Source organism: Pseudoalteromonas sp. MMG006 (assembly GCF_018101025.1).
Lineage (GTDB): Bacteria > Pseudomonadota > Gammaproteobacteria > Enterobacterales > Alteromonadaceae > Pseudoalteromonas.
Genome location: NZ_JAGJEJ010000004.1, coordinates 242,871 through 263,212, shown reverse-complemented (window position 1 = coordinate 263,212; position 20,342 = coordinate 242,871). Strand labels below are relative to the sequence as shown.

Genomic DNA, 20,342 nt, shown 5'->3' with positions numbered 1-20,342 from the left:
TGTTAACAGGCTAAAAATGGTTGGCTAAAATGGCGACAAAGGAGCAAAAGCCAACTGTTTTTTGTCCTTGTTTAACAGCTTGTTAGCTTGATATTAAATTTAATATTAATAGAACTAAAGCGATAGTACTTAATACTAAAGGCAACAATTGAACTCTGAATGCTTTTTCATGAAAAGTCCATTCTAGCCAAAATAAATACCTAAGGCTTTTGAGATCATCACCATTAAAAATGTGCACAACATGCCCAACTTTGTTTATCCCTCCGTAGTCACTTTCTTTCTCTATTTCAACTCTTAATTGCTTGCTTCCAAAGCCAAATTTATAGTGCGCATCATATATAAACCAAGAGGATTCCGCATTGTAGCTTTTATTTGGAGGAAACTCGTCTGACACATAGTTACGACAGTATTGACTACCACTCTTTCTTAATTCTCTTAATAATCGTTTAGTTAAGAACTCGCAATAAAATTTTTCGATATTTTTTTTCCAGTCGGAAGCTATATTATCGACCCAAAAATGATAGTAATCCCAAATAAAATAAATGATTAACAATAGAAAAGTAAGATCTGCAAATGCACTAATATTTTTAAAAGATATAAATCCCAAATTTATTTTGTCTATCTGTGCACCACTTAAGATGTATATCAACGCGGCAAATGATACCAATAGTAATTTATTTGATGTTTTTTTTGCTGAACTCAATTAATACTCCTTTCAAGCTAACAGCTTATTGAACACCATTTTGGTGGTTTATAACACACCAAAACGGCCTATATTACATACCATGATAATTTCACCAATAATTACCTTTGTAAACAAGTAATTAAAACAGCTAGAAATTAAGCATGTTATTTTGCCCCAAAACGGCGTTTAATAATGTTATTGGACAAAATTAGATTTCTACTTAAAACACAGGAATAAATTTAACTTTTTCAGTGTCCGGTTATCGCTCAAAGCTGCCATCAATAAACATAGTTACTAATTGAAATGTAATGGCATACACAGCCTGCAATAACAAATAGGTGCCAAATAGCATGGCTAAATTGCGTGCTTTTAGCACTATAAAATAAAGTACCTAAGCTGTAAAAAATACCACCGGCGAGTAACCAATAAAGTGCATTTACGTCAATATTTAAATAAAGCGGGTATACAATTGCGAGGGCAAACCAGCCCATGAGTAAGTAAGTCGCAAGTGATACTTTTTTATTGCCATTTTTAACCAATATTTTGTATGCAACGCCGCCAAGTGCCACTGCCCATATAAAGCTGAGCGTTCCCCATGACCACGCCCCATTTAATGACATTAATAAGAATGGGGTGTAAGTGCCGGCTATTAATACATAAATAGCGCAGTGATCACATTTTTTATAAAAGGCACGGAGTTTAGATTGTACGCTTGCGTGGTAAAGCGTTGATGATAAAAATAAGATAAATAGGCTTGCACCATATATGGCTGTACTTATATACGCTTGAAGAGTAGTTGCTTGAGTAAATAAATCCCACATTACAAACACTGCAAATGCAATGCCCAGCGCGTGGCTTAATACATTGAGCTTTTCTTCTTTACGGGAATACGGCGCTTCTAAAGACATAACAAATCCTACCTCTGTGAAGTTGAGTTTGAGTGTACAGTTGTACGCTGAAGGTTTCAATATGGATTTTACGTATTCTTTATTGAAGTTAGTTTTGGTTTTACTTGATTTTAAAGAGAATTAATTCACTATGCTGTTGTCTACTGTAATCCACATTACGAGCTTAAACAAACATGAAAAAAAATTTAAAAGCGGCTTTACTCACCGCCGTCGTTTACCCAGGAGCTGGGCACTTTTCGTTAAAAAAACATCTTATTGGGAGTATTTTTGCTGGTGTATTTTCTCTTTTATTAATTTTAACGTTTAAAGATATATTTGCGATTGCTCAATGTACTGCCAATGAGCTCGTTTCAGGTAAAATACCTATGTCGGTTACCGGCATATTAAAAGCAGCACAACAACCTTCAGATGAGTGTGCAAAGCTTGCACAATATAAATACGTCCCTTTAATGGTTGTTATTTGGCTTTTGAGTATTGTGGATGCATACCGTTTAGGAAAAAAAACCGATAAGTAAAATTGTATTTTTTGTCTACATAATATGGCTGCTCAACGCAGCCATTTTTGTTTTTAACTCATTATTTTAATTTTTTCAATATGCATGTAAATACCCTGTAAATCTTAGTAACGTCGAACATATAGAGCATAACTACCAAATGTGTACTGCTTTTTTCTTATCTTAATAAATTGTGCAATCTATTTTTATTAGTTTTGTTCTTTTTTTGTTAATTGTTTTCTGTTATTTTTACCGCGCAAATAATACCAATTATTATTTGTGTATCTTTAGTGGTACAAAAATCTATGTGTTGGCTTGTAATAGCTAATATTTTATTTAAGGAAAATATTATGAATCGTCGTATAAATAGTCATATCAAAAGGAGCTTTAAAGTTAGTAGTTTATCTTTGGCACTGTGTTTAGGCATTAGCTCAACAGCGCAAGCTTCGGTTGAAAAACTAACGGTAAGTGGTAATCAGGTTTTAGCAGATGGTGTAAATAAAAGCTTTGCTGGCCCAAGTTTGTTTTGGAGTAATACAGGTTGGGGTGGTGAAAAATTTTACACCGCGCAAACAGTTGCTAAAGCTAAGTCTGAATTTGGTGCAACTATTATACGTGCAGCAATCGGTCACGGTGCTGGCGGTGATATAAATCAAGATTGGAACGGTAATATGGGCCGACTTGATGAAGTTGTTACTGCTGCAATTGCCGAAGATATGTACGTTATAATAGATTTTCATAGCCACGAAGCGCATAAAGATCAAGCTACTGCAATCAAATTTTTTGAAGAAGTAGCCACTAAGTATGGAGATAATGATAACGTAATTTATGAGATTTATAATGAACCATTACAAATATCATGGGAATACGATATTAAGCCATACGCTGAAACCGTTATAGACAAAATACGTGCAATAGATCCTGACAATTTAATTGTTGTTGGTACGCCAACATGGTCTCAGGATGTTGATGTTGCGTCACAAAGCCCAATTGATCGTGCCAATGTTGCTTATACTCTTCACTTTTATGCAGGTACGCATGGCCAGTCATACCGTAATAAAGCGCAAATTGCTTTAGATAACGGCATTGCTTTATTTGCCACCGAGTGGGGCAGTGTAAATGCAGATGGTAATGGTGGTGTTAATATTAATGAAACAGATGCTTGGATGGCATTTTTAAAAACTAATAACATCAGCCATGCAATGTGGGCACTTAACGATAAAAGTGAAGGTGCGTCAATGTTCACACCAGGTGGAGGTTGGGATTCATTAACAGCCTCTGGTACAAAAGCAAAAGAAATTATTCAAGGTTGGGGTGGTAGTAGCAATAGCGTTGATTTAGATAGTGATGGAGATGGTGTTATTGATAATCTCGATCAATGTAATGATACGCCTGCCGGAACAACCGTTGATAGTATTGGTTGCGCAATTGCAGATACAGACGCTGATGGTGTTAGCGATAATATTGACCAATGTCCTAATACACCAGCCGGCGAAACGGTTAATGATGAAGGATGCGTATTGGTTGTAGAGGAGCCACAAACTGATACTGATAACGATGGCGTATATGATGATGTTGATCAATGTCCTGATACACCTGCAGGAGCAAGTGTTGATTCAAATGGGTGCGCTATTGTGAGCTCTACAGACTGTAGTGATATAAACGCATACCCTAATTGGGTTAAAAAAGACTATGCTGCAGGTCCTTATACGCACAACAACACAGACGATAAAATGCAATATCAAGGCAACGCATACAGTGCTAATTGGTACACAAATACGACGCCAGGAAGTGATGCTTCGTGGACACTGATTTTTAGTTGTAATTAATTACACTTTATAAAGAGTAAAAGGTAAATACTGAGTGTATTTGCCTTTTAACCCTATAAAGCACTGTTATTTAAACTTATAAAGCGTTGCTTTATAAGCTAACCTTTATAGATGCTTTGGTGCTGATTAATAAGATTATAACTAGGTGATTGTATGTTATCCACATAACGCCAATCGGTTGTAATTTGATTGTTTGTAATTGTAAGTAACACATAACCACGATGCGATAATTCGCAATAATCTAAATCGTTAATTAGTAATGAAAGTGAATCGGCCATTTGCTTAGCTTGCTGCGGGTTAAGAGCTAAATAGTGCTCCATACCGGGTGAAGTCACGCTTGGCGTTGCAAATTCTACCCCTACGTTTTCACCCTTTTTATTTTTTAACGTGCCTTGCCATGCATTGTGAGTATCACCCGCAAGGACGACTAATTTTTTATTTAATGCAGCAACGCTTTTATACAGTGCTTCGCGTTCGCTAGGGTAACCATCCCACGCGTCTAAGTTATAAGGCATTAACGTATTTATGCGTGCAAGTTCCTTGGGAGTTACCGCTTTATTTGCTAACACGGCTTTTTTAATAGCGACTAGCTCTTTTAACACCTGCGGTATTTTAGTGCGATCGGATTGCGAAAATATTTCAGTAGGTAGCCACATTTTAGTCATCAACACTTGCTGACCTAATACTTGCCACTTTGCATTTGATTCAGTTATTGCACTCGTGAGCCAGTTTAATTGTGTACTACCCAGTAACTGCCTATTTGGACTATTTAAATCACTAGCAAAGCGCGCAACATCCATTTGCTTGGTCTCTAGGTTTTTATAGTCGCTGTAAGCGAGTTGTTTATCGCGTGCTATTACACGAGTATCTAGCATATGTAGGCTTATTAAATCTCCAAAGTTAAACGAGCGGTAAATATGGGGATTTTGTTCGCCCATTGGCGGGCGAATTGGAAGCCATTCATAATATGCTTGTATAGCTGCAGCACGGCGTTTATAAAAATCCCCTTCATCGGGCGTGTGGTTCTCAGCGCCTGTTTTATACGTGTCGTTTGTGATTTCATGGTCATCCCATATTGCTATAAAAGGGGCTGCTGCATGTAGTGCTTGTAATCCTTTATCGGTTCTATAAATAGCATATCGCTTTCGATAGTCATTTAATGTAATTATTTCACCGCTATTATCATCTGCTAGTTTACGGTTAATTTTTTCTGCGTTTTCTGTTGCGTATCCACCCATTGGGTATTCGTAAATGTAATCACCTAAGTGGAGTACTACATCTAGATCTTTTTGCTTAGCAGCATCGGTGTATGCATTAAAATAGCCTGCCGGATAGTTTGAGCACGACACAACAACCATTTTAACGTGTTCAACGTTCTCTACAGGAAGTGTTTTAGCTCGACCGACAGGGCTTGTCGTATTTGCTCCTATAAAACGATAAAAGTACTGGGTATTTGGAAGCAACCCTTGTACGTCTATTTTTATTGTATAGTCACGGCTAGCATCTGTTTGCTCTTGGCCCTGTCTAATAATGTTTTTAAATTGAGAGTCTAATGCTACTTCCCATGCAACAGTCACTGAAGCGGTTGATTGTGGCGAAGTTGCACGCGTCCAAAGTATTAACGCATTACTTAATGGATCGCCACTTGCCACGCCGTGGTTAAATTCAGTATATGACAATGGTTTATTGATTAATGAGTTGCTACAACCAGAAATACTGCTTGAAACTGCAACGGTAAACACGCTTGCAGCGGTTGTTTTTAAAAAATTACGACGAGATGAAATTGGCATACTGCACTTTTTAGAGTTATTTAAATTGGCCTGAATTTTATTGTGTCGACATGACGTTTTTATAAACGCTAAATGTATTTAATGTGACGAAGTGATGGAGAATAGTGTTTTATTTACTAAAATATAGTCAAAAAATTAAAATTAGTGGTTAAATTAACAAGTGATGAATGCATTATAATATGCGCTATTATTTAAAATTTAAATTATTCAAGTGCTTACGTTTATTTTTATATTGGCACAACCTTTGATTATGTATTTACGTCTAAACAATACACAAACAAGGAATACCATTATGAAACATTCAATAAAAATCGCTATGGCAAGTTTATTAGTATTAGGTTCTGCGCACGTTAATGCGACTGAAGTGGACCTAGATGTAACTGATATTTTATCAACCAGTGTGAGTAATTACGTAAAACAAACAACTACGGAATTAGAAAATTCGTTAAAAGAAACATTAAGTTTTGATGCACAAGTTGTTTTAAATAGCTTACTAAACACTACCCAATCAAGCGAGATTAGTGAGAGCGCTACTACTCAAACAGCCCAGAATAATCAGCAATAAATGTTTTAAAGGAAATAAGACGATGAGCAACGAATTAGGCTTATTTGCATTAATGTTAGCGCCAGTAGTAAGTATGTTGAGTGCTTATTATTCGGTTCAAATGATTAAGGTTATGGGGAGTTGGTTTAATCTTTAATTAATAGCATTACGGGTAATTAATTCGATTAATACTAAGCTGATCGACTTAGCAAAAGCGCACGTAAATAAAGGCAGAGTGTTTTAAATAAGTAGACTTTATGAAGCGTGCGATTTTTCCATTACCAATTTTTATATTACCCCAAGGCTATACACGTTTACGTATATTTGAGCCTCGCTATTTGAATATGGTTAAAACAGCACTCGAAAGTGATACTGGGTTTGTACTGTGTACCTTTGAACATGACACACCGTTTAACATAAGCGCTCAAGGCTGCTTGGTCGATATTATTGACTTTGATCAAGACGACAGTGGGATGCTGCTTATAGATGTAATTGCATCAAAAAGCGTACAAATTGATGATGTTTATCAAGATGATCAAGAGCTTCGCCATGGTTTAATTTCAAACTGTAGCACGCCATATTGGTACAACGACTCGTTCACTGATATAGGTGAGCATGAAAAACTACAAGTAACCCTTCAAAATATATTCTTAACCAATCCAGAACTCAGTGAGCTTTACAAACAAACCCATTTTAATGAACTTACATGGGTTGTGGCACGCTGGTTAGAGTTATTGCCAATATCTATTGAGAAAAAACAGCAACTTGCGTTCGAAACTAACTTTGATAACTTACTGAGTTTCCTCCATACTGTGATTAATAACGAATTTGCCTAATTTTATTTGATCCTAAACAAATCTGCGTGCGTATTTACTAATACAAAAGCAATAACGGGATATATTATTATGGTAAGTCAACAACAATCAACACGTTGTGAACCTAATACAGGTAAGTACACTGCCATGCCAGAAACGCCAAGCAAAGAACTAATGCAAGCGCTAGTAGACGTTGCTCAATCAAGAGATAAAAAAGCATTTTCTTATCTTTTTGAATATTTTGCTCCAAAAATTAAACGATTTGGAATAAAGCAGTTTGGTGTTGAAGCCCAAGCTATGGAGCTTGTGCAAGAAACGCTAACGTCTGTATGGCGAAAAGCACATTTGTATCACAGTGACAAAGGCGCTGCGACTACCTGGGTTTACACGGTAATGCGTAATGCGTCGTTTGACATGCTTCGTAAAATGAAAAGTAATAAAGAAGAAAACATAAGCGAAGATATTTGGCCGTTATTGAACGAAACACAAGATACAAATTACGAATACACAGATCATCTTGAAGATAAACAAATTAAGCGTTATCTCGACAAACTACCACTTGCACAAAGAGAGGTTGTTAGAGGCGTTTACTTCCAAGATATGTCGCAAGAGCAGCTTGCACACCAACTAAACATTCCGGTAGGCACGGTAAAATCACGTTTACGTTTAGCCTTACAGAAATTACGTAATGAAATGGGAGATCAGCATGATTAAACATCACCCGAGTGAAACTTTACTGACACAATATTGCAGTGCATCACTTAGCGCATCACTTAGCTTAGCCGTATCTATTCATGTGGACATGTGTCCTGTGTGTCAAGCAAAAGTGGCCAAAATTGAAGCCAGCAATGCCGAGCAGGTTTTTAACGACTCTATTGAGCAAAGCCAGCCATTAGAAATGATTTCTGATGATATTTTGGATGAGCAAGAGTCTAGTTTGTTTGACTTTATTACTGCTGATAACAGTATTGATGAGGTTTACGAAGTTGAGCCTGTTGCTATTAAAGTTAACAACCACGATTACCAATTACCACGTGCTCTTACCCGTATATCACATGGTAAGTTTACCCAAGTAGGTAAATTAGCGCGCTCTCGTGTAGCACTTGAAGATGGCCCATTACGTTCAAGCTTATTACATATTGACGCTGGTGGTGAAATTCCGGAGCATACTCACACAGGTTTTGAAATTACTTTATTACTTGATGGTGAGTTTAGTGACGAGGAAGGCAGCTACGTACCAGGTGACTTTATTTTTCAAGATGGTAGCCACCAACATACACCATTAACAAAAGATGGTTGTTTATGCTTTACAGTGGTCAGTAGTGCGCTACATTTTAATAAGGGTTTCAGCAAGTTACTAAATCCAATTGGTAATTTGATTTATTAAGAGATTTTATGCAAACAGACACAATAAAAATAGGCATAAGCGCCTGCTTAGCAGGCGAAAAAGTTAGATTTGATACAGGTCATAAAAAATCTAACTTTTGCATGGACGAATTAGGTAAACACGTTGAGTACACACGTTTTTGCCCGGAAGTGGCTGTAGGCCTACCTATACCTCGACCTACGATTAGGCAAGTTAGGGTTGGTGATACAATCAAAGTATGTAGACCCGATGGCTCTGGAGACGTAGGACCACAGTTAACTGAATACGGTAAAAAAGTAGCGACCGAACAAGCAAGCACGCTAAGTGGCTTTGTTTTTTGTGCGAAAAGCCCAAGCTGTGGTATGGAGCGCATAAAAATTTACAACGAAGCAGGCACGGGTAATACCTCTGAAGGCGTTGGTTTTTTTGCAGAGCAAATAATGAAGCATAATCCGTTATTGCCATGTGAAGAAAATGGCCGTTTAAATGATATGCACTTGCGAGAAAATTTTGTATTGCGTGTTTACGTATTCAAAAACTGGCAAATGTTGGCAAAAGAGCCTCTTACTGTTCATAAGTTAACCCAATTTCACTCCCAATATAAATATCTGTTAATGGCCCACAATTATAAAGCTTATAGAGAGTTAGGTAATTTATTGGGTACATTTGTTGGTGATGATGTTAGAGCACTAGCTGACGAATATATTTTAGGGCTAATGACAGGCCTGAAAAAACCAGCTTCTCGCAGAAACAACTGCAATACTTTAATGCACTTACAGGGTTACTTTAAAAAAGATTTATCAAAAATCGAAAAACAAGAACTACGTGATGCAATTGATGAATATAGAGCAGGCTTAGTGCCGTTATATGTTCCGCTTACGTTACTTAAGCATCATTTAAAAGTGCACCCTAACGAGTACCTTGAAAAACAAGTATTCTTTAACCCTTACCCTAACGAACTAAAACTACGATATGGTATTTAATGAACACATTATTTTGGTTTAGGCGCGATTTGCGCCTTTTTTCAAACGAAGCGTTAATTCAGGCGCTAAACGATGGCGCTAAACACGCCATTTTTTTTGTGTGCGAAAAACAATGGCAGCAGCATAATACCGCTGCAATACAAATTGATTTACTTAAACGACGAGTTAAATATTTACAAGAAGAGTTAGCAGCTTATGGTATTACATTGCATGTGATAAGCGCACCATACTTTAGCGATTGTGAATCAAAATTAATTGAGTTTTGTCAATCGAATAACGTTAAGCATATTGTTGCTAACACTGAGTATGAGTTAAATGAAGTAAATCGTGATAAATCGATTTTGGCTAAGTGTGATGATATTGATGTTACATTTACACTCTACGAGGGGGATTTAATTGCTCCTGCGGGCAGTGTTAAAAACCAAAGCAATGAAATGTACAAAGTGTTTACCCCGTTTAAACGGGCATGGTTAAAGCAGTATCAAGACACTCACTTTAGTTTACCACCGTGGCCATTAGATAAATCGCCTGTTGATATAAAATCTGAATCACCTCTTAAAAGCGATGGTAGCTCTGAAAAATGGCCGGTTGATGATGAAACTCTATCTAAAATAGTCAGTGATTTTATTGCCGATAAATTAACAAGTTATGATGACAATCGTGATATTCCAAGTATAAAAGGGACTTCGGGTTTAAGTCCTTACTTAGCGCTTGGTGTAGTGAGTACAAAGCAATTATTAATTAATATTCAGCAGCAATACCCTGATATCTTAACAACGTCAAAAAGCAAAACGTTTACCTGGATAAATGAACTTGTTTGGCGTGAATTTTACCGCCATTTAATTTCTGAGTTTCCTAAGTTGTCTCGAGGCGATAACTTTAATGAAAAATACAACGCAGTAAAGTGGCGAAAAAACGACGAGGACTTCAATGCATGGTGTGAAGGGCGCACAGGTTATCCACTTGTAGATGCTGCTATGCGACAGTTAAACCAAACAGGCTGGATGCATAATCGTCTACGAATGGTTGTTGCGAGCTTTTTAACTAAGCATTTACTTATTGATTGGCGTGAGGGCGAAAAGTACTTTATGCAGCATTTAATCGATGGTGATTTGGCATCAAACAATGGTGGTTGGCAATGGGCGGCAAGTACAGGGTGTGATGCTCAGCCTTATTTCAGAATTTTTAATCCTATCACCCAAAGTGAGCGCTTTGATCCAACAGGTAAATTTATACGTAAGTATTTGCCAGAGCTTGAGAATGTGCCAGATAAACAGATTCACTTTCCTCATACTTATTTAGCTTCTATGGGTAAGACAAAGGAGTGCTACTGGCCGGCAATTGTAGATCATAAAGCTGCACGTGAGCGTGCGTTAGCTGCTTTTAAGGTGTGATATGGATAATGTGCTTCCAGTAGATAAATTTGTAGATATTTACCAAAAACTTGATAATAGCAATTTAGAATTATTAAGTGAAATATACAGTGATGACATTCAGTTTATTGATCCAATGCATGAGATTAACGGCATTGAAAAGCTACGTGAGTATTTTGCAAACCTGTATAGTAATGTTAAGCACTGCCAATTTGATATAACGGATTCTTTCAGTGTTAATGATACGGCGTTTATCTATTGGACCATGCATTATGCACACCCAAAACTTTCATCAGGAAAAACGATATCTGTGCAAGGTCATAGTAAGTTGATTTTTAAAGATGATAGAATTTTAAAACATCGAGATTATTTTAATGTTGGTGAGCTTTTGTATAAACATATTCCGTTATTAGGTTCTGTTATTAATTACATAAATAAAAGGGCGGGCTGAATATGATTACCTTAATTACAGGGGCTACTTCAGGAATTGGTGAGCAGTTAGCGATAAAGTATGCAGAGCAGGGCGATAAAGTAATAGCCTGTGGTCGAAACCGCGAAAAACTCGCTGAACTTGCAAAGCATGAAAACATTCAAATTTGTCAATTTGATGCCACAAGCCTCGATGACATTAAACAATCCACTATTGGTTTTACACAATTTGATCGCGTTATATTAAATGCTGGTAATTGTGAGTACGTTGATGATGCACGAAATTTTGATAGTGCTTTATTTGAGCGGGTAATTTCGGTCAACTTACTCGCTATGGGTTACTGCTTAGAAGCATTATTACCTAAAATAAACTCGGGTGGTCAACTTGTATTGGTAAGTTCTAGTGTCACTTACTTGCCTCTTCCACGTTCAGAAGCGTATGGTGCATCAAAAGCTGGCGTCAGTTATTTAGCTAAGAGCTTGGCGTTAGATTTAACTGATGTTGATGTAACGCTTGTTCACCCTGGCTTTGTGAAAACACCGCTAACTAATAAAAATGACTTTCCTATGCCTATGGCGGTTACTGCAAACGAAGCGGCAAATTATATGATTAAGGGGATACAAAAGCGGCGCAAAGAAGTTCATTTCCCTTATCGTTTTACACTCATTTTAAAAGCTTTGCGAATATTACCACTCCCGCTATGGCTTAAAATCGCAAAAGGATTAACTCGTTGAAAAAAATAGCAATAATTGGATCCGGCGTATCTGGGTTAACTGCCGCACATTTACTTCATAAACATTACGATGTAACTGTGTTTGAAAAAAATGATTACATTGGTGGGCATACTGCTACCGTTGATGTAACTGTTAGTGGCGCTAAATACGCTATTGATACCGGTTTTATTGTTTTTAATGATAGAACCTACCCTTATTTTGAAAAATTACTTGCTCGTATAGGTGTTAACAAACAGCCTACTCAAATGAGTTTTAGTGTGCATAATGACGCTACCGGATTTGAATATAACGGGCATACATTTACAAGTTTGTTTGCTCAGCGAAGAAATATATTTAGGCCTAAATTTTGGCGTCTTTTATACGATATCGTTAAGTTTAATAAAGTGTGTAAAGCTATTTATGAGCAAGGTGACTATAAAAAAGAGCATTCTTTAGGCGATTTACTTAACGAACATGGCTTTAACGACTTTTTTAAATACCATTATATTTTGCCGATGGGCGCTGCTATTTGGTCTACCAGCATAAAAGAAATGGAAAATGTTGGTGTGGAATTTTTTGTTAAGTTTTTCTTTAATCATGGCCTTTTAGATATAACTAATCGACCGCAGTGGTATGTTATTCCGGGTGGATCTCGTGAGTACATTAATCCCTTAATAAAGGGATTTGCGGATAAAATAAAATTAAATAGTAATATTAAATCAGTGACGCGAACTGACGACAAAGCCATTATAGAATTTTCACTTGGTGACAAAGAAGAATTTGATAAAGTCATTTTTGCTTGTCATTCAGACCAAGCACTTAGTCTTCTAGGCGATGCAACAGCGCAAGAACAATCTGTTTTAGGTGCAATAGCTTATACAGAGAACTCTGTTGTTTTACACACCGATACGAGTTTATTACCTGATAGAAAAGCAGCGTGGGCAAGTTGGAATTACCTTCTTAATAACAACACAGATAAAGCTGCTGTTGTTACATATCAAATGAATATTCTGCAAGGCATCGCAAGTGACACGCAATTTTGTGTAACGCTTAATCATCTTCAAGGTATTGAGCAAAGTAAAATACTACGAGAGTTTACTTATCACCATCCTGTATTTAATCAATCATCCATAGCCGCACAAAAGCAAAAACACAGTATTGATGGGCAAAACAATAGTTATTTTTGTGGTGCTTATTGGTATAACGGCTTTCATGAAGATGGCGTACGAAGCGGTGTAGACGTCGCAAAGCAGTTAGGTGTTGAGTTTGACTAGTGCAGTGTACTTAGGCGATGTTAGACATCGCCGATTTGCTGTTAAAAACCATAGCTTTAACTACTCGCTTTATATGATGTGGGTTGATTTGAAGCAGCCTCTAAACTTAAATAATATTCATCCTATGTTAGGTACGTTTGGGTTTAAAGCACTTAGGTTTAAACAATCAGATTACTTGCAACACGTCCCTAACCCACAACAACACACTGTATTTGAACGTGCGCAAATGCAATTAAAATCGCTTGGTGTTGATGAAGAGTTTGAGCATGTTTATATGCTGGGACAATTGCGCTGTTTTGGGATATATTTTAGCCCAGTAAATTTTTATTTTTATGGCCACACTAGTGACGAATTTAAGTATTTAGTAGCAGAAGTAAGTAATACACCTTGGAATGAGCGACATTACTATTTAGTTCCGTTAGGAAAAAAAGTGAACTTTAAAAAAGTCTTTTCCGTATCACCCTTCATGGATTTGAATATGAACTACCACTGGCATATTCGACATACACTTAGTAATACGTTAATACACATAGAAAACAAGAAAAATGAAACATTGCTATTCGATGCTTCTTTAAGACTAAAACGTCAAGAGCTCACAAAAGATGCGGTTAGTGAGTTATTAAAGCGGTTTCCTGCTATGACGTGGTCTGTTTTCAAAGGTATTTATGTGCAAGCATTTAAACTGTTTGTGAAAAAGGTGCCTTTTTTAGGCCACTCGTAAATGTATTTCGTATTAGACTTGGGTAGTTAAAACAATAATATAGGTATTTCAATGGAAAAAGTATCAAGTTTAAATTGCGCACACAACACAGGCTGGTTTACTAACTTTTATAAGAGGCTAGTTACAGGCGCTTTTTCTTCTATAAAAACGGGCCAAATAATACTAGTTGATGGTAATTCGCGCTCTGTTTTCGGTGATACTTCATCAAATTTAAAAGTGACAGTTAGCGTTAACGATAAAGCCATGTACAAAGCATTTGCGTTATCGGGTAGCGTAGGTGCTGGAGAGTCCTATATTTTAGGTCACTGGTCTTGCGACAATCTAACTCGCCTCATCGAAATATTTGCAATTAACCAAGATCAATTAGATAACTTTGAAAAGAAGTTCTCCTTTTTTAGCAACATAGCACACAGAATTAATCACCTTAAAAATAAAAATTCAGAGTCTGGTTCTAAAAAGAATATTGTTGCTCACTACGATTTAGGCAACGACTTGTACGAATCTTTTTTATCGGATGAAATGTTGTACTCAAGCGCAGTGTATCCAAGTAAAGATGCAACGCTTGAACAAGCGCAGCAATACAAACTTAAACGTATTTGCGAGCAGGTAGAACTTCAACAAGGCGATTCTGTGATAGAAATAGGCACTGGTTGGGGAGCGTTCGCTATTTATGCAGCCATTCACTTTGATTGCCACGTAACAACCACAACTATTTCTGACGAGCAGTACGATTACGTTGCTAACAAGGTTAAAGCCCTTGGTCTTGAAAGAAAAATAACGTTATTAAAGCTTGATTATCGTTTATTAGAAGGGCAGTACGATAAGCTCGTTTCGATTGAAATGATAGAAGCCGTCGGTCACGAGTATTTACCAAGCTTTTTTACTAAGTGCGGTGACCTACTCAAAGAAAATGGCGCTATGCTTATTCAGGCAATAACAATAAGCGATCAGCGTTATAAACATTATTTAAAAAATTCTGATTTTATTCAGCAATATATATTTCCTGGTGGGTGTTTGCCATCGCTCAACGAAATGAGCGAACAAATTAAAAATAACACTAACATGGTTATTCATACGGTTAATGATATTGGCGCTCACTATGCACGAACATTAGCTGATTGGCGTGAGCGCTTTATTAAGAGTTGGCCAGAGTTAGATAGAACTAAATTTGACGAACGCTTTTACAGGCTCTGGTTGTTTTACCTTGCATATTGTGAAGGGGCATTTAGAACTCGTGCCACGAGTACGGTACATTTAATGGCTCGTAAACCGCGCTTTACTAGCGATAATGATGAAATTGCACTCGGTTATTAACTTTGTCTTGTTTCAAGCAGTATGGTTTTTGTCATTACTGCTTGAAGGGCAATCTGTTTACGTAACGCCTTTAGTCATTGCTCTGATGTTTTATTTATCAAAGCAAAAAAAGCACGATACTATTTTAATGTTAAAGGCGCTACCATTAGGCCTATTCGGCGAGTTTATTGCCATAAATCTAGGCTTGCTTGATTTTCATTCTTACCCATTTCCTCTTTGGCTTGTATTTTTATGGGCCTCTTTAGTGCTGTGTATTAACAGCTCTATGTCTTTTTTGACTTCACTTAAGTTTTGGCAAGCATTTTTAGTATGTTTAGCATTTGCACCAGCAAGTTACTGGGCAGGCGCTCGCTTTGGTGTCCTAAACTTACCATTGCCCCTGATACAATTTTGGCTGATATACGGCTTAATATGGGCAAGTATGTTTACTCTAATATTGCTTATAAACTCAAAAATTAAAGCGGTGCTGAATACAAAACCTCTTTAGCTTTCCTTAGTCTGCTTGTGATTTGATCAAACTCGTTCTGTAGCGCGTATATTTAGTACTTTATAAAGTTAAGGAACGATTTTGAAAATAAATTTATTAATTAGTTTTTGCTTTTTACTCACCTCATATAACGCCTATGCAAATGATGACTTTACAAAAGTAGGCGAAGCCAGAATGGAGTATTTATTTTGGGACGTTTACGATGCCATATTGTTTACACCTTCTGGTAAATATAAAAGCGGTGAAAATCCGATAAAGTTCAAGCTTAAATACTTGCGTGACTTTGAGGCAAAAGACATTGTTAAAGCAACTAAAGAGCAGTGGGAGCATTTAAACAAGCCTGATTTATCACAAAAGTATGCAGATAAATTACTTAATATTTGGCCAAATATAAATAAAGGCGACTCCTTAATGTTAGAAACAGACGTTAATGGTAAAAGTACATTTTATTATAACGACGAAGAAGTTGGCCACATAGATGATGCTCAATTTGCTAAAGACTTTTTGGCAATTTGGCTTGATAAAAACACGTCAGAGCCTGCGATTCGACAACAATTACTAGGAAACTAATTTATGAGTTTATTAAAGATAAAGCCATTCATAGTGTGTATTTTTGCCATGTTTTTAATTAGCTGTTCAGCGCCAAATGTCGAGCACTATAAAAACAGTTCGCCAGTGTTTAACTTTAAAGAGTTTTTTAGTGGTAATTTGAAAGCCTACGGCGTTGTACAAGACTATAAAGGCGAGTTAACCCGTAAACTAGTTGTAGACATGCATGCAACCTGGAATGGCTCTCAAGGCGTTATTGAAGAAGATTTTGTATATGATGATGGTGAAACCCAAAAGCGTATATGGAAAGTGACACTTAACGACGATAATACATTAACAGGAACAGCCGCTGATGTAACAGGTGTAGCTAAAGGTAAAAGTAACGGCAGTGTTTTTCATTGGAATTATGATGTTGAGCTACCATACGATGGCTCTACGCTTAACGTAAACTTTGATGACTGGATGTACTTGGTAACACAATCACGCTTGATAAACCGCACATCTATTGTTAAGTTTGGTGTCGAGGTCGGGGAAGTGACCTTAGTTATCGAGAAGATATAGTTGGTTTACGGCGTTGTTCAACTTGTACCAAAATTGAACTCAAATTAAGTCTTTGTTAACCCAACACACTGTATTTTACCGAGAATTATTAAAATTTTATTTATTTTCTAAGAATTTAGGCAAAATATGCAATTTGCTGTTGCTAACTCTTTAAAAATACATAAAGATAGGTTTTGCGAAGGCAAAATAATAACGAATAGGAATCTAATAATGAATAAAGCTCAATTAGTTGAAAAAATCGCTACTGATGCAGAAATTTCTAAAGCTGCAGCTACACGTGCACTTGACGCGTTTACTGGCGCTGTAACTTCTTCTTTAAAAGAAGGTAATTCAGTTGCATTAGTTGGTTTTGGTACTTTCTCAGTTAAAGAACGTGCAGCACGCACTGGCCGTAACCCGCAAACGGGTGCTGAGATTCAAATCGCAGCGGCAACTATCCCAAGCTTTAAAGCAGGTAAAGGTCTTAAAGATCAAGTAAACCCTTAATTGGCGATTTACAGAATTTTTAAAAAAGAGCTTTTAAGCTCTTTTTTTTTACCTGTAAAAAAGTTACGAAGCAGCGCTTTTAAACTACGAATCCACAATAGTACTTGATTTATTTGAGGTATTTTATTGATGCTAATGCATCAAAAACTTCTCATATACGACTGCATTAATACAGGAGCAATTAGCGATAACAATTAAAAAGGGAATTTTTGTCTATCTATTTTATTACCTAAAGTCGATTTCTTTTTAAAGAACATAAAAAACCCCTGCTAATTGCTTAGCAGGGGTTTTGCTTAATACTCAGTAAAAATGCACTGTAACTTATTTAAAGTTACGCTTTTAAAGCTTTGTCGCCTCGTCCAATACCAACAGCACCTGAGCGGACAACTTCGATAATGTCTGTTTCGTGGCGAAGAGTGTCTAAAAACGATTCTATTTTGTCTGTACTACTTACAAGCTGTAGGCTGTAACTTTGTCGGCCCATATCTAAAATAGCCCCTTGGAACACATCAACAACACGTGTTACAGCCGCTCGTGTGGTTTCGTCTTGGGCAAATACTTTAACAAGTAGTAATTCACGCTCTATATGGCTCATTTCTGTTAAGTCGATGATCTTAAGTACATCAACAAGCTTATTTACTTGTTTAGTAATTTGCTCAACAATTCTGTCATCGCCCATCGTTGTTATGGTAATACGTGATAAAGACTGATCATCGGTTGTGCCTACAGTTAAGCTATCTATGTTGTACGCGCGTTGTGAAAAAAGCCCTACAATGCGCGACAGAGCACCAGGTTCGTTTTCTAATAATATAGATAAAATACGACGCATTATGCTTTTACTCCTTTACGTAACCACATCTCATCAATGCCACCTAGTTTAATTTGCATTGGGTATACATGTTCTTTTTCATCAACGTTAATATCTAAAAATACTAAACGGTCGTTAATACTCATTGCTTTATCAATGGCAGGTTGTAGCTCATCGAGCGTGTCGACTTTAATACCAACATGGCCGTAACTTTCAACAAGCTTTACAAAATCAGGTAATGAGTCCATGTAAGACGATGAGTGGCGACCGCCATAAATCATGTCTTGCCATTGGCGTACCATACCTAAAGAGCGATTATTTAATGATACAACTTTAACAGCTAAGTTATATTGCAAACACGTTGATAGCTCTTGAATGTTCATTTGTATAGAGCCGTCGCCTGTTACACATACCGATTCTTTATCTGGGAACGCTAATTTAACCCCCATTGCTGCTGGTAAACCAAAGCCCATAGTGCCTAGACCACCAGAGTTGATCCACTGGCGAGGGTTTTTAAATGGGTAGTATTGAGCGGCAAACATTTGATGCTGACCTACGTCTGAGCTTACATATGCATCGCCGTTTGTTGCTTTATATACTGCTTCGATAACAGCTTGGGGCTTAATTTTATCGCCATCGGTGTTGTAATTCAGACATTTTTGCTCACGCCAACTAATAATTTGTCGCCACCAATCTTCTTGAGCGCTTCTATCGATTTGTATTGGGCTTTTATCAATAGCAGTTTGTAGTTGTTCTATCACCGTTGCTAAACATCCTACAACCGGAATATGAGCTTTAATAGTTTTAGAAATTGAGGTTGGGTCTACATCAACATGCACGATGGTTGCGTTAGGGCAAAACTTGTTAACGTTATTTGTAACACGATCATCAAAACGTGCGCCTAAGGCTAAAATTACATCAGCGTTGGCCATTGCTTTATTTGCTTCAAGTGTACCGTGCATACCAAGCATACCCACAAAATTAGGGTGTACGCCGGAAATACCACCAAGGCCCATTAAGGTATTTGTGATGGGCGCATTTAACGATTCTACTAAGTGAGTTAATTGCTCCGATGTATTAGAAAGTACAATTCCGCCACCTGAATAAATGACTAGTTTCTTTGCTTCAAGAATAGCGGTTACTGCTTTGCGTATTTGTTTTGAGTGACCTTTTGTATTTGGGCTATAAGTCCTAAGCTCAGTAGTTTTAGGGAATTCGTACTCAAACTTAATCGCAGGATTAAGCATATCTTTTGGTAGTTCAACCACTACAGGGCCTGGGCGGCCTGTATTTGCAATATAAAACGCTTTTGCAAGTATGGCTGGGATCTCTTTAGCACTTCGACAGTTAAAGCTGTGTTTAACTACGGGGCGCGAACAGCCAACAATATCGGTTTCTTGAAATGCATCATCGCCAATAAGGCTTGTTGGTACTTGCCCTGATAAAACGACCATAGGGATTGAATCCATATACGCTGTAGCAATACCTGTAATACAGTTTGTAGCGCCAGGGCCTGAGGTAGCAAGCACAACACCCACTTCACCAGTGGCACGGGCATAGCCATCAGCCATGTGCGTTGCTGCTTGTTCATGGCGCACTAAAATATGCTCAATATCATCTTGTTGAAAAAGTGCATCATATAAGTCTAAAACCGAACCACCAGGGTAGCCAAATATGTATTTAACCTTTAGCTCTTTTAAGGCCTGAACTACTAGTTCAGAGCCATTGTATTCTTGTTTGCTCATCCTCATTCCTCTGTGCGCTTTTTTGTGCATAAAAAAACCCCCGCGTAGTGCGAGGGTTTTTAAAAAGCAGTATCACTTCTTAATACATCCCCGCTGGGCTTATAACTAAGACCAGTACGAGTACGACTAAAAGATTAATATGTGTGTTCATAGTTTTTACTCTATTTAGCAAAACACTGCTTTTAAATTAAATATTCTCTATAGGTTTATTTTTAAGGGTTTTAAGGCTTTATGTCAACCTTGAAATGGCTTTTTTGCATTAAAGTTTCATTTTAAGTGGTTTTTCAGCTTTATCTTGCAAAAGGTGCCCGTTTACTCAGGATACCTAATAAATATTATGCATTTTTGACAGTTGTAAAGGCGATCCTAAAAATTAAATTTAGCTAAGAGCAATTGTGTTAATTATATGTTTTAGAAACTGCCTTAATAGTAAATTTTAGGTATGATGAGCCCATAAGAATGATTGA

Annotated in this window: 22 protein-coding genes; 17 read left to right on the top strand and 5 right to left on the bottom strand. The window is 37.1% G+C overall.

All coding sequences use genetic code 11. The features are described from left to right. Window positions 1–82: 82 nt before the first annotated feature. Both J8L73_RS06910 and J8L73_RS06905 read right to left on the bottom strand, forming a co-directional pair. The gene (locus J8L73_RS06910; protein WP_211015658.1) at window positions 83–703 is read right to left on the bottom strand and encodes a hypothetical protein; all 621 of its coding nucleotides are present in this window, start codon (window positions 701–703) and stop codon (window positions 83–85) included. 260 nt (window positions 704–963) lie between these two features. Beyond that, window positions 964–1,593 carry a hemolysin III family protein gene (locus tag J8L73_RS06905; RefSeq protein ID WP_211015656.1) on the bottom strand — a complete coding sequence of 210 codons (630 nt, stop codon included), beginning with the start codon at window positions 1,591–1,593 and terminating at the stop codon, window positions 964–966. A gap of 173 nt (window positions 1,594–1,766) precedes the next feature. Between J8L73_RS06905 and J8L73_RS06900 the strand changes: the two genes are divergently transcribed. Both J8L73_RS06900 and J8L73_RS06895 read left to right on the top strand, forming a co-directional pair. Continuing rightward, window positions 1,767–2,108 carry a hypothetical protein gene (locus tag J8L73_RS06900; RefSeq protein WP_211001439.1) on the top strand — a complete coding sequence of 114 codons (342 nt, stop codon included), beginning with the start codon at window positions 1,767–1,769 and terminating at the stop codon, window positions 2,106–2,108. A gap of 329 nt (window positions 2,109–2,437) precedes the next feature. Further along, on the top strand, window positions 2,438–3,916 hold the full coding sequence (locus J8L73_RS06895) for a cellulase family glycosylhydrolase (RefSeq protein ID WP_211015654.1): 1,479 nt from the start codon (window positions 2,438–2,440) through the stop codon (window positions 3,914–3,916). Between the two features lie 98 nt (window positions 3,917–4,014). On the opposite strand, the gene J8L73_RS06890 is transcribed toward J8L73_RS06895, so the two are convergent. Further along, the gene (locus J8L73_RS06890; protein ID WP_211015652.1) at window positions 4,015–5,706 is read right to left on the bottom strand and encodes an alkaline phosphatase D family protein; all 1,692 of its coding nucleotides are present in this window, start codon (window positions 5,704–5,706) and stop codon (window positions 4,015–4,017) included. Between the two features lie 292 nt (window positions 5,707–5,998). Between J8L73_RS06890 and J8L73_RS06885 the strand changes: the two genes are divergently transcribed. From J8L73_RS06885 to J8L73_RS06815, 15 genes are all read left to right on the top strand, one after another. Next, entirely contained in the window at window positions 5,999–6,271 is a 273-nt protein-coding gene (locus tag J8L73_RS06885) for a hypothetical protein (RefSeq protein ID WP_247659587.1), read from the top strand. A 236-nt stretch (window positions 6,272–6,507) separates the two neighbouring features. Continuing rightward, a complete protein-coding gene (locus J8L73_RS06880) occupies window positions 6,508–7,086 on the top strand; it encodes an LON peptidase substrate-binding domain-containing protein (RefSeq protein WP_211015650.1) in 579 nt (192 codons plus the stop codon). Between the two features lie 69 nt (window positions 7,087–7,155). Further along, complete coding sequence (locus J8L73_RS06875) at window positions 7,156–7,779, top strand: sigma-70 family RNA polymerase sigma factor (RefSeq protein ID WP_211015648.1); 624 nt, start codon at window positions 7,156–7,158, stop codon at window positions 7,777–7,779. Beyond that, the gene (locus J8L73_RS06870) at window positions 7,772–8,452 is read left to right on the top strand and encodes a ChrR family anti-sigma-E factor (protein ID WP_211015646.1); all 681 of its coding nucleotides are present in this window, start codon (window positions 7,772–7,774) and stop codon (window positions 8,450–8,452) included. The genes J8L73_RS06875 and J8L73_RS06870 overlap by 8 nt, the downstream gene beginning before the upstream one ends. A gap of 8 nt (window positions 8,453–8,460) precedes the next feature. Next, window positions 8,461–9,414, top strand: coding sequence for a DUF523 and DUF1722 domain-containing protein (locus J8L73_RS06865; RefSeq protein ID WP_211015644.1), 954 nt, complete (start codon window positions 8,461–8,463; stop codon window positions 9,412–9,414). Then, window positions 9,414–10,808 (top strand): deoxyribodipyrimidine photo-lyase, encoded by a 1,395-nt coding sequence (gene phrB / locus J8L73_RS06860; RefSeq protein ID WP_211015642.1) that lies wholly within the window; start codon window positions 9,414–9,416, stop codon window positions 10,806–10,808. The genes J8L73_RS06865 and phrB overlap by 1 nt, the downstream gene beginning before the upstream one ends. Before the next feature lies 1 nt (window position 10,809). Further along, entirely contained in the window at window positions 10,810–11,238 is a 429-nt protein-coding gene (locus J8L73_RS06855) for a nuclear transport factor 2 family protein (RefSeq protein WP_211015640.1), read from the top strand. A gap of 2 nt (window positions 11,239–11,240) precedes the next feature. Then, complete coding sequence (locus tag J8L73_RS06850; RefSeq protein WP_211001449.1) at window positions 11,241–11,951, top strand: SDR family NAD(P)-dependent oxidoreductase; 711 nt, start codon at window positions 11,241–11,243, stop codon at window positions 11,949–11,951. After that, entirely contained in the window at window positions 11,948–13,204 is a 1,257-nt protein-coding gene (locus J8L73_RS06845; RefSeq protein ID WP_211015638.1) for an FAD-dependent oxidoreductase, read from the top strand. The genes J8L73_RS06850 and J8L73_RS06845 overlap by 4 nt, the downstream gene beginning before the upstream one ends. Then, complete coding sequence (locus J8L73_RS06840; RefSeq protein ID WP_211015636.1) at window positions 13,197–13,925, top strand: DUF1365 domain-containing protein; 729 nt, start codon at window positions 13,197–13,199, stop codon at window positions 13,923–13,925. Before J8L73_RS06845 ends, J8L73_RS06840 begins: the two co-directional genes overlap by 8 nt. A gap of 51 nt (window positions 13,926–13,976) precedes the next feature. After that, window positions 13,977–15,239, top strand: coding sequence for a cyclopropane-fatty-acyl-phospholipid synthase family protein (locus tag J8L73_RS06835; RefSeq protein ID WP_211015634.1), 1,263 nt, complete (start codon window positions 13,977–13,979; stop codon window positions 15,237–15,239). Further along, entirely contained in the window at window positions 15,217–15,726 is a 510-nt protein-coding gene (locus J8L73_RS06830; RefSeq protein WP_211015668.1) for a DUF2878 domain-containing protein, read from the top strand. The genes J8L73_RS06835 and J8L73_RS06830 overlap by 23 nt, the downstream gene beginning before the upstream one ends. Window positions 15,727–15,900: 174 nt before the next feature. Further along, window positions 15,901–16,296, top strand: a complete 396-nt coding sequence (locus J8L73_RS06825) for a chalcone isomerase family protein (protein WP_211001468.1) — start codon at window positions 15,901–15,903, stop codon at window positions 16,294–16,296. Window positions 16,297–16,299: 3 nt separating this feature from the next. Beyond that, complete coding sequence (locus J8L73_RS06820) at window positions 16,300–16,836, top strand: DUF3833 domain-containing protein (RefSeq protein ID WP_211001453.1); 537 nt, start codon at window positions 16,300–16,302, stop codon at window positions 16,834–16,836. Between the two features lie 210 nt (window positions 16,837–17,046). Beyond that, complete coding sequence (locus J8L73_RS06815; RefSeq protein WP_004586404.1) at window positions 17,047–17,322, top strand: HU family DNA-binding protein; 276 nt, start codon at window positions 17,047–17,049, stop codon at window positions 17,320–17,322. Window positions 17,323–17,653: 331 nt separating this feature from the next. Here J8L73_RS06815 and ilvN read toward each other — a convergent pair whose 3' ends face one another. After that, the gene (gene ilvN, locus J8L73_RS06810) at window positions 17,654–18,151 is read right to left on the bottom strand and encodes an acetolactate synthase small subunit (protein WP_058550273.1); all 498 of its coding nucleotides are present in this window, start codon (window positions 18,149–18,151) and stop codon (window positions 17,654–17,656) included. Beyond that, a complete protein-coding gene (locus J8L73_RS06805) occupies window positions 18,151–19,875 on the bottom strand; it encodes an acetolactate synthase 3 large subunit (protein WP_211015632.1) in 1,725 nt (574 codons plus the stop codon). Before J8L73_RS06805 ends, ilvN begins: the two co-directional genes overlap by 1 nt. Window positions 19,876–20,342: the final 467 nt, after the last annotated feature.

Coding starts and splice junctions, on each gene's coding strand:
- ilvN (WP_058550273.1), bottom strand. CDS start 18,151: ATGCGTCGTATTTTATCTATATTATTAGAAAACGAACCTGGTGCTCTG.
- J8L73_RS06820 (WP_211001453.1), top strand. CDS start 16,300: ATGAGTTTATTAAAGATAAAGCCATTCATAGTGTGTATTTTTGCCATG.
- J8L73_RS06850 (WP_211001449.1), top strand. CDS start 11,241: ATGATTACCTTAATTACAGGGGCTACTTCAGGAATTGGTGAGCAGTTA.
- J8L73_RS06890 (WP_211015652.1), bottom strand. CDS start 5,706: ATGCCAATTTCATCTCGTCGTAATTTTTTAAAAACAACCGCTGCAAGC.
- J8L73_RS06880 (WP_211015650.1), top strand. CDS start 6,508: ATGAAGCGTGCGATTTTTCCATTACCAATTTTTATATTACCCCAAGGC.
- J8L73_RS06830 (WP_211015668.1), top strand. CDS start 15,217: ATGAAATTGCACTCGGTTATTAACTTTGTCTTGTTTCAAGCAGTATGG.
- J8L73_RS06825 (WP_211001468.1), top strand. CDS start 15,901: ATGGAGTATTTATTTTGGGACGTTTACGATGCCATATTGTTTACACCT.
- J8L73_RS06805 (WP_211015632.1), bottom strand. CDS start 19,875: ATGAGCAAACAAGAATACAATGGCTCTGAACTAGTAGTTCAGGCCTTA.
- J8L73_RS06865 (WP_211015644.1), top strand. CDS start 8,461: ATGCAAACAGACACAATAAAAATAGGCATAAGCGCCTGCTTAGCAGGC.
- phrB (WP_211015642.1), top strand. CDS start 9,414: ATGAACACATTATTTTGGTTTAGGCGCGATTTGCGCCTTTTTTCAAAC.
- J8L73_RS06895 (WP_211015654.1), top strand. CDS start 2,438: ATGAATCGTCGTATAAATAGTCATATCAAAAGGAGCTTTAAAGTTAGT.
- J8L73_RS06855 (WP_211015640.1), top strand. CDS start 10,810: ATGGATAATGTGCTTCCAGTAGATAAATTTGTAGATATTTACCAAAAA.
- J8L73_RS06870 (WP_211015646.1), top strand. CDS start 7,772: ATGATTAAACATCACCCGAGTGAAACTTTACTGACACAATATTGCAGT.
- J8L73_RS06815 (WP_004586404.1), top strand. CDS start 17,047: ATGAATAAAGCTCAATTAGTTGAAAAAATCGCTACTGATGCAGAAATT.
- J8L73_RS06900 (WP_211001439.1), top strand. CDS start 1,767: ATGAAAAAAAATTTAAAAGCGGCTTTACTCACCGCCGTCGTTTACCCA.
- J8L73_RS06835 (WP_211015634.1), top strand. CDS start 13,977: ATGGAAAAAGTATCAAGTTTAAATTGCGCACACAACACAGGCTGGTTT.
- J8L73_RS06885 (WP_247659587.1), top strand. CDS start 5,999: ATGAAACATTCAATAAAAATCGCTATGGCAAGTTTATTAGTATTAGGT.
- J8L73_RS06905 (WP_211015656.1), bottom strand. CDS start 1,593: ATGTCTTTAGAAGCGCCGTATTCCCGTAAAGAAGAAAAGCTCAATGTA.
- J8L73_RS06875 (WP_211015648.1), top strand. CDS start 7,156: ATGGTAAGTCAACAACAATCAACACGTTGTGAACCTAATACAGGTAAG.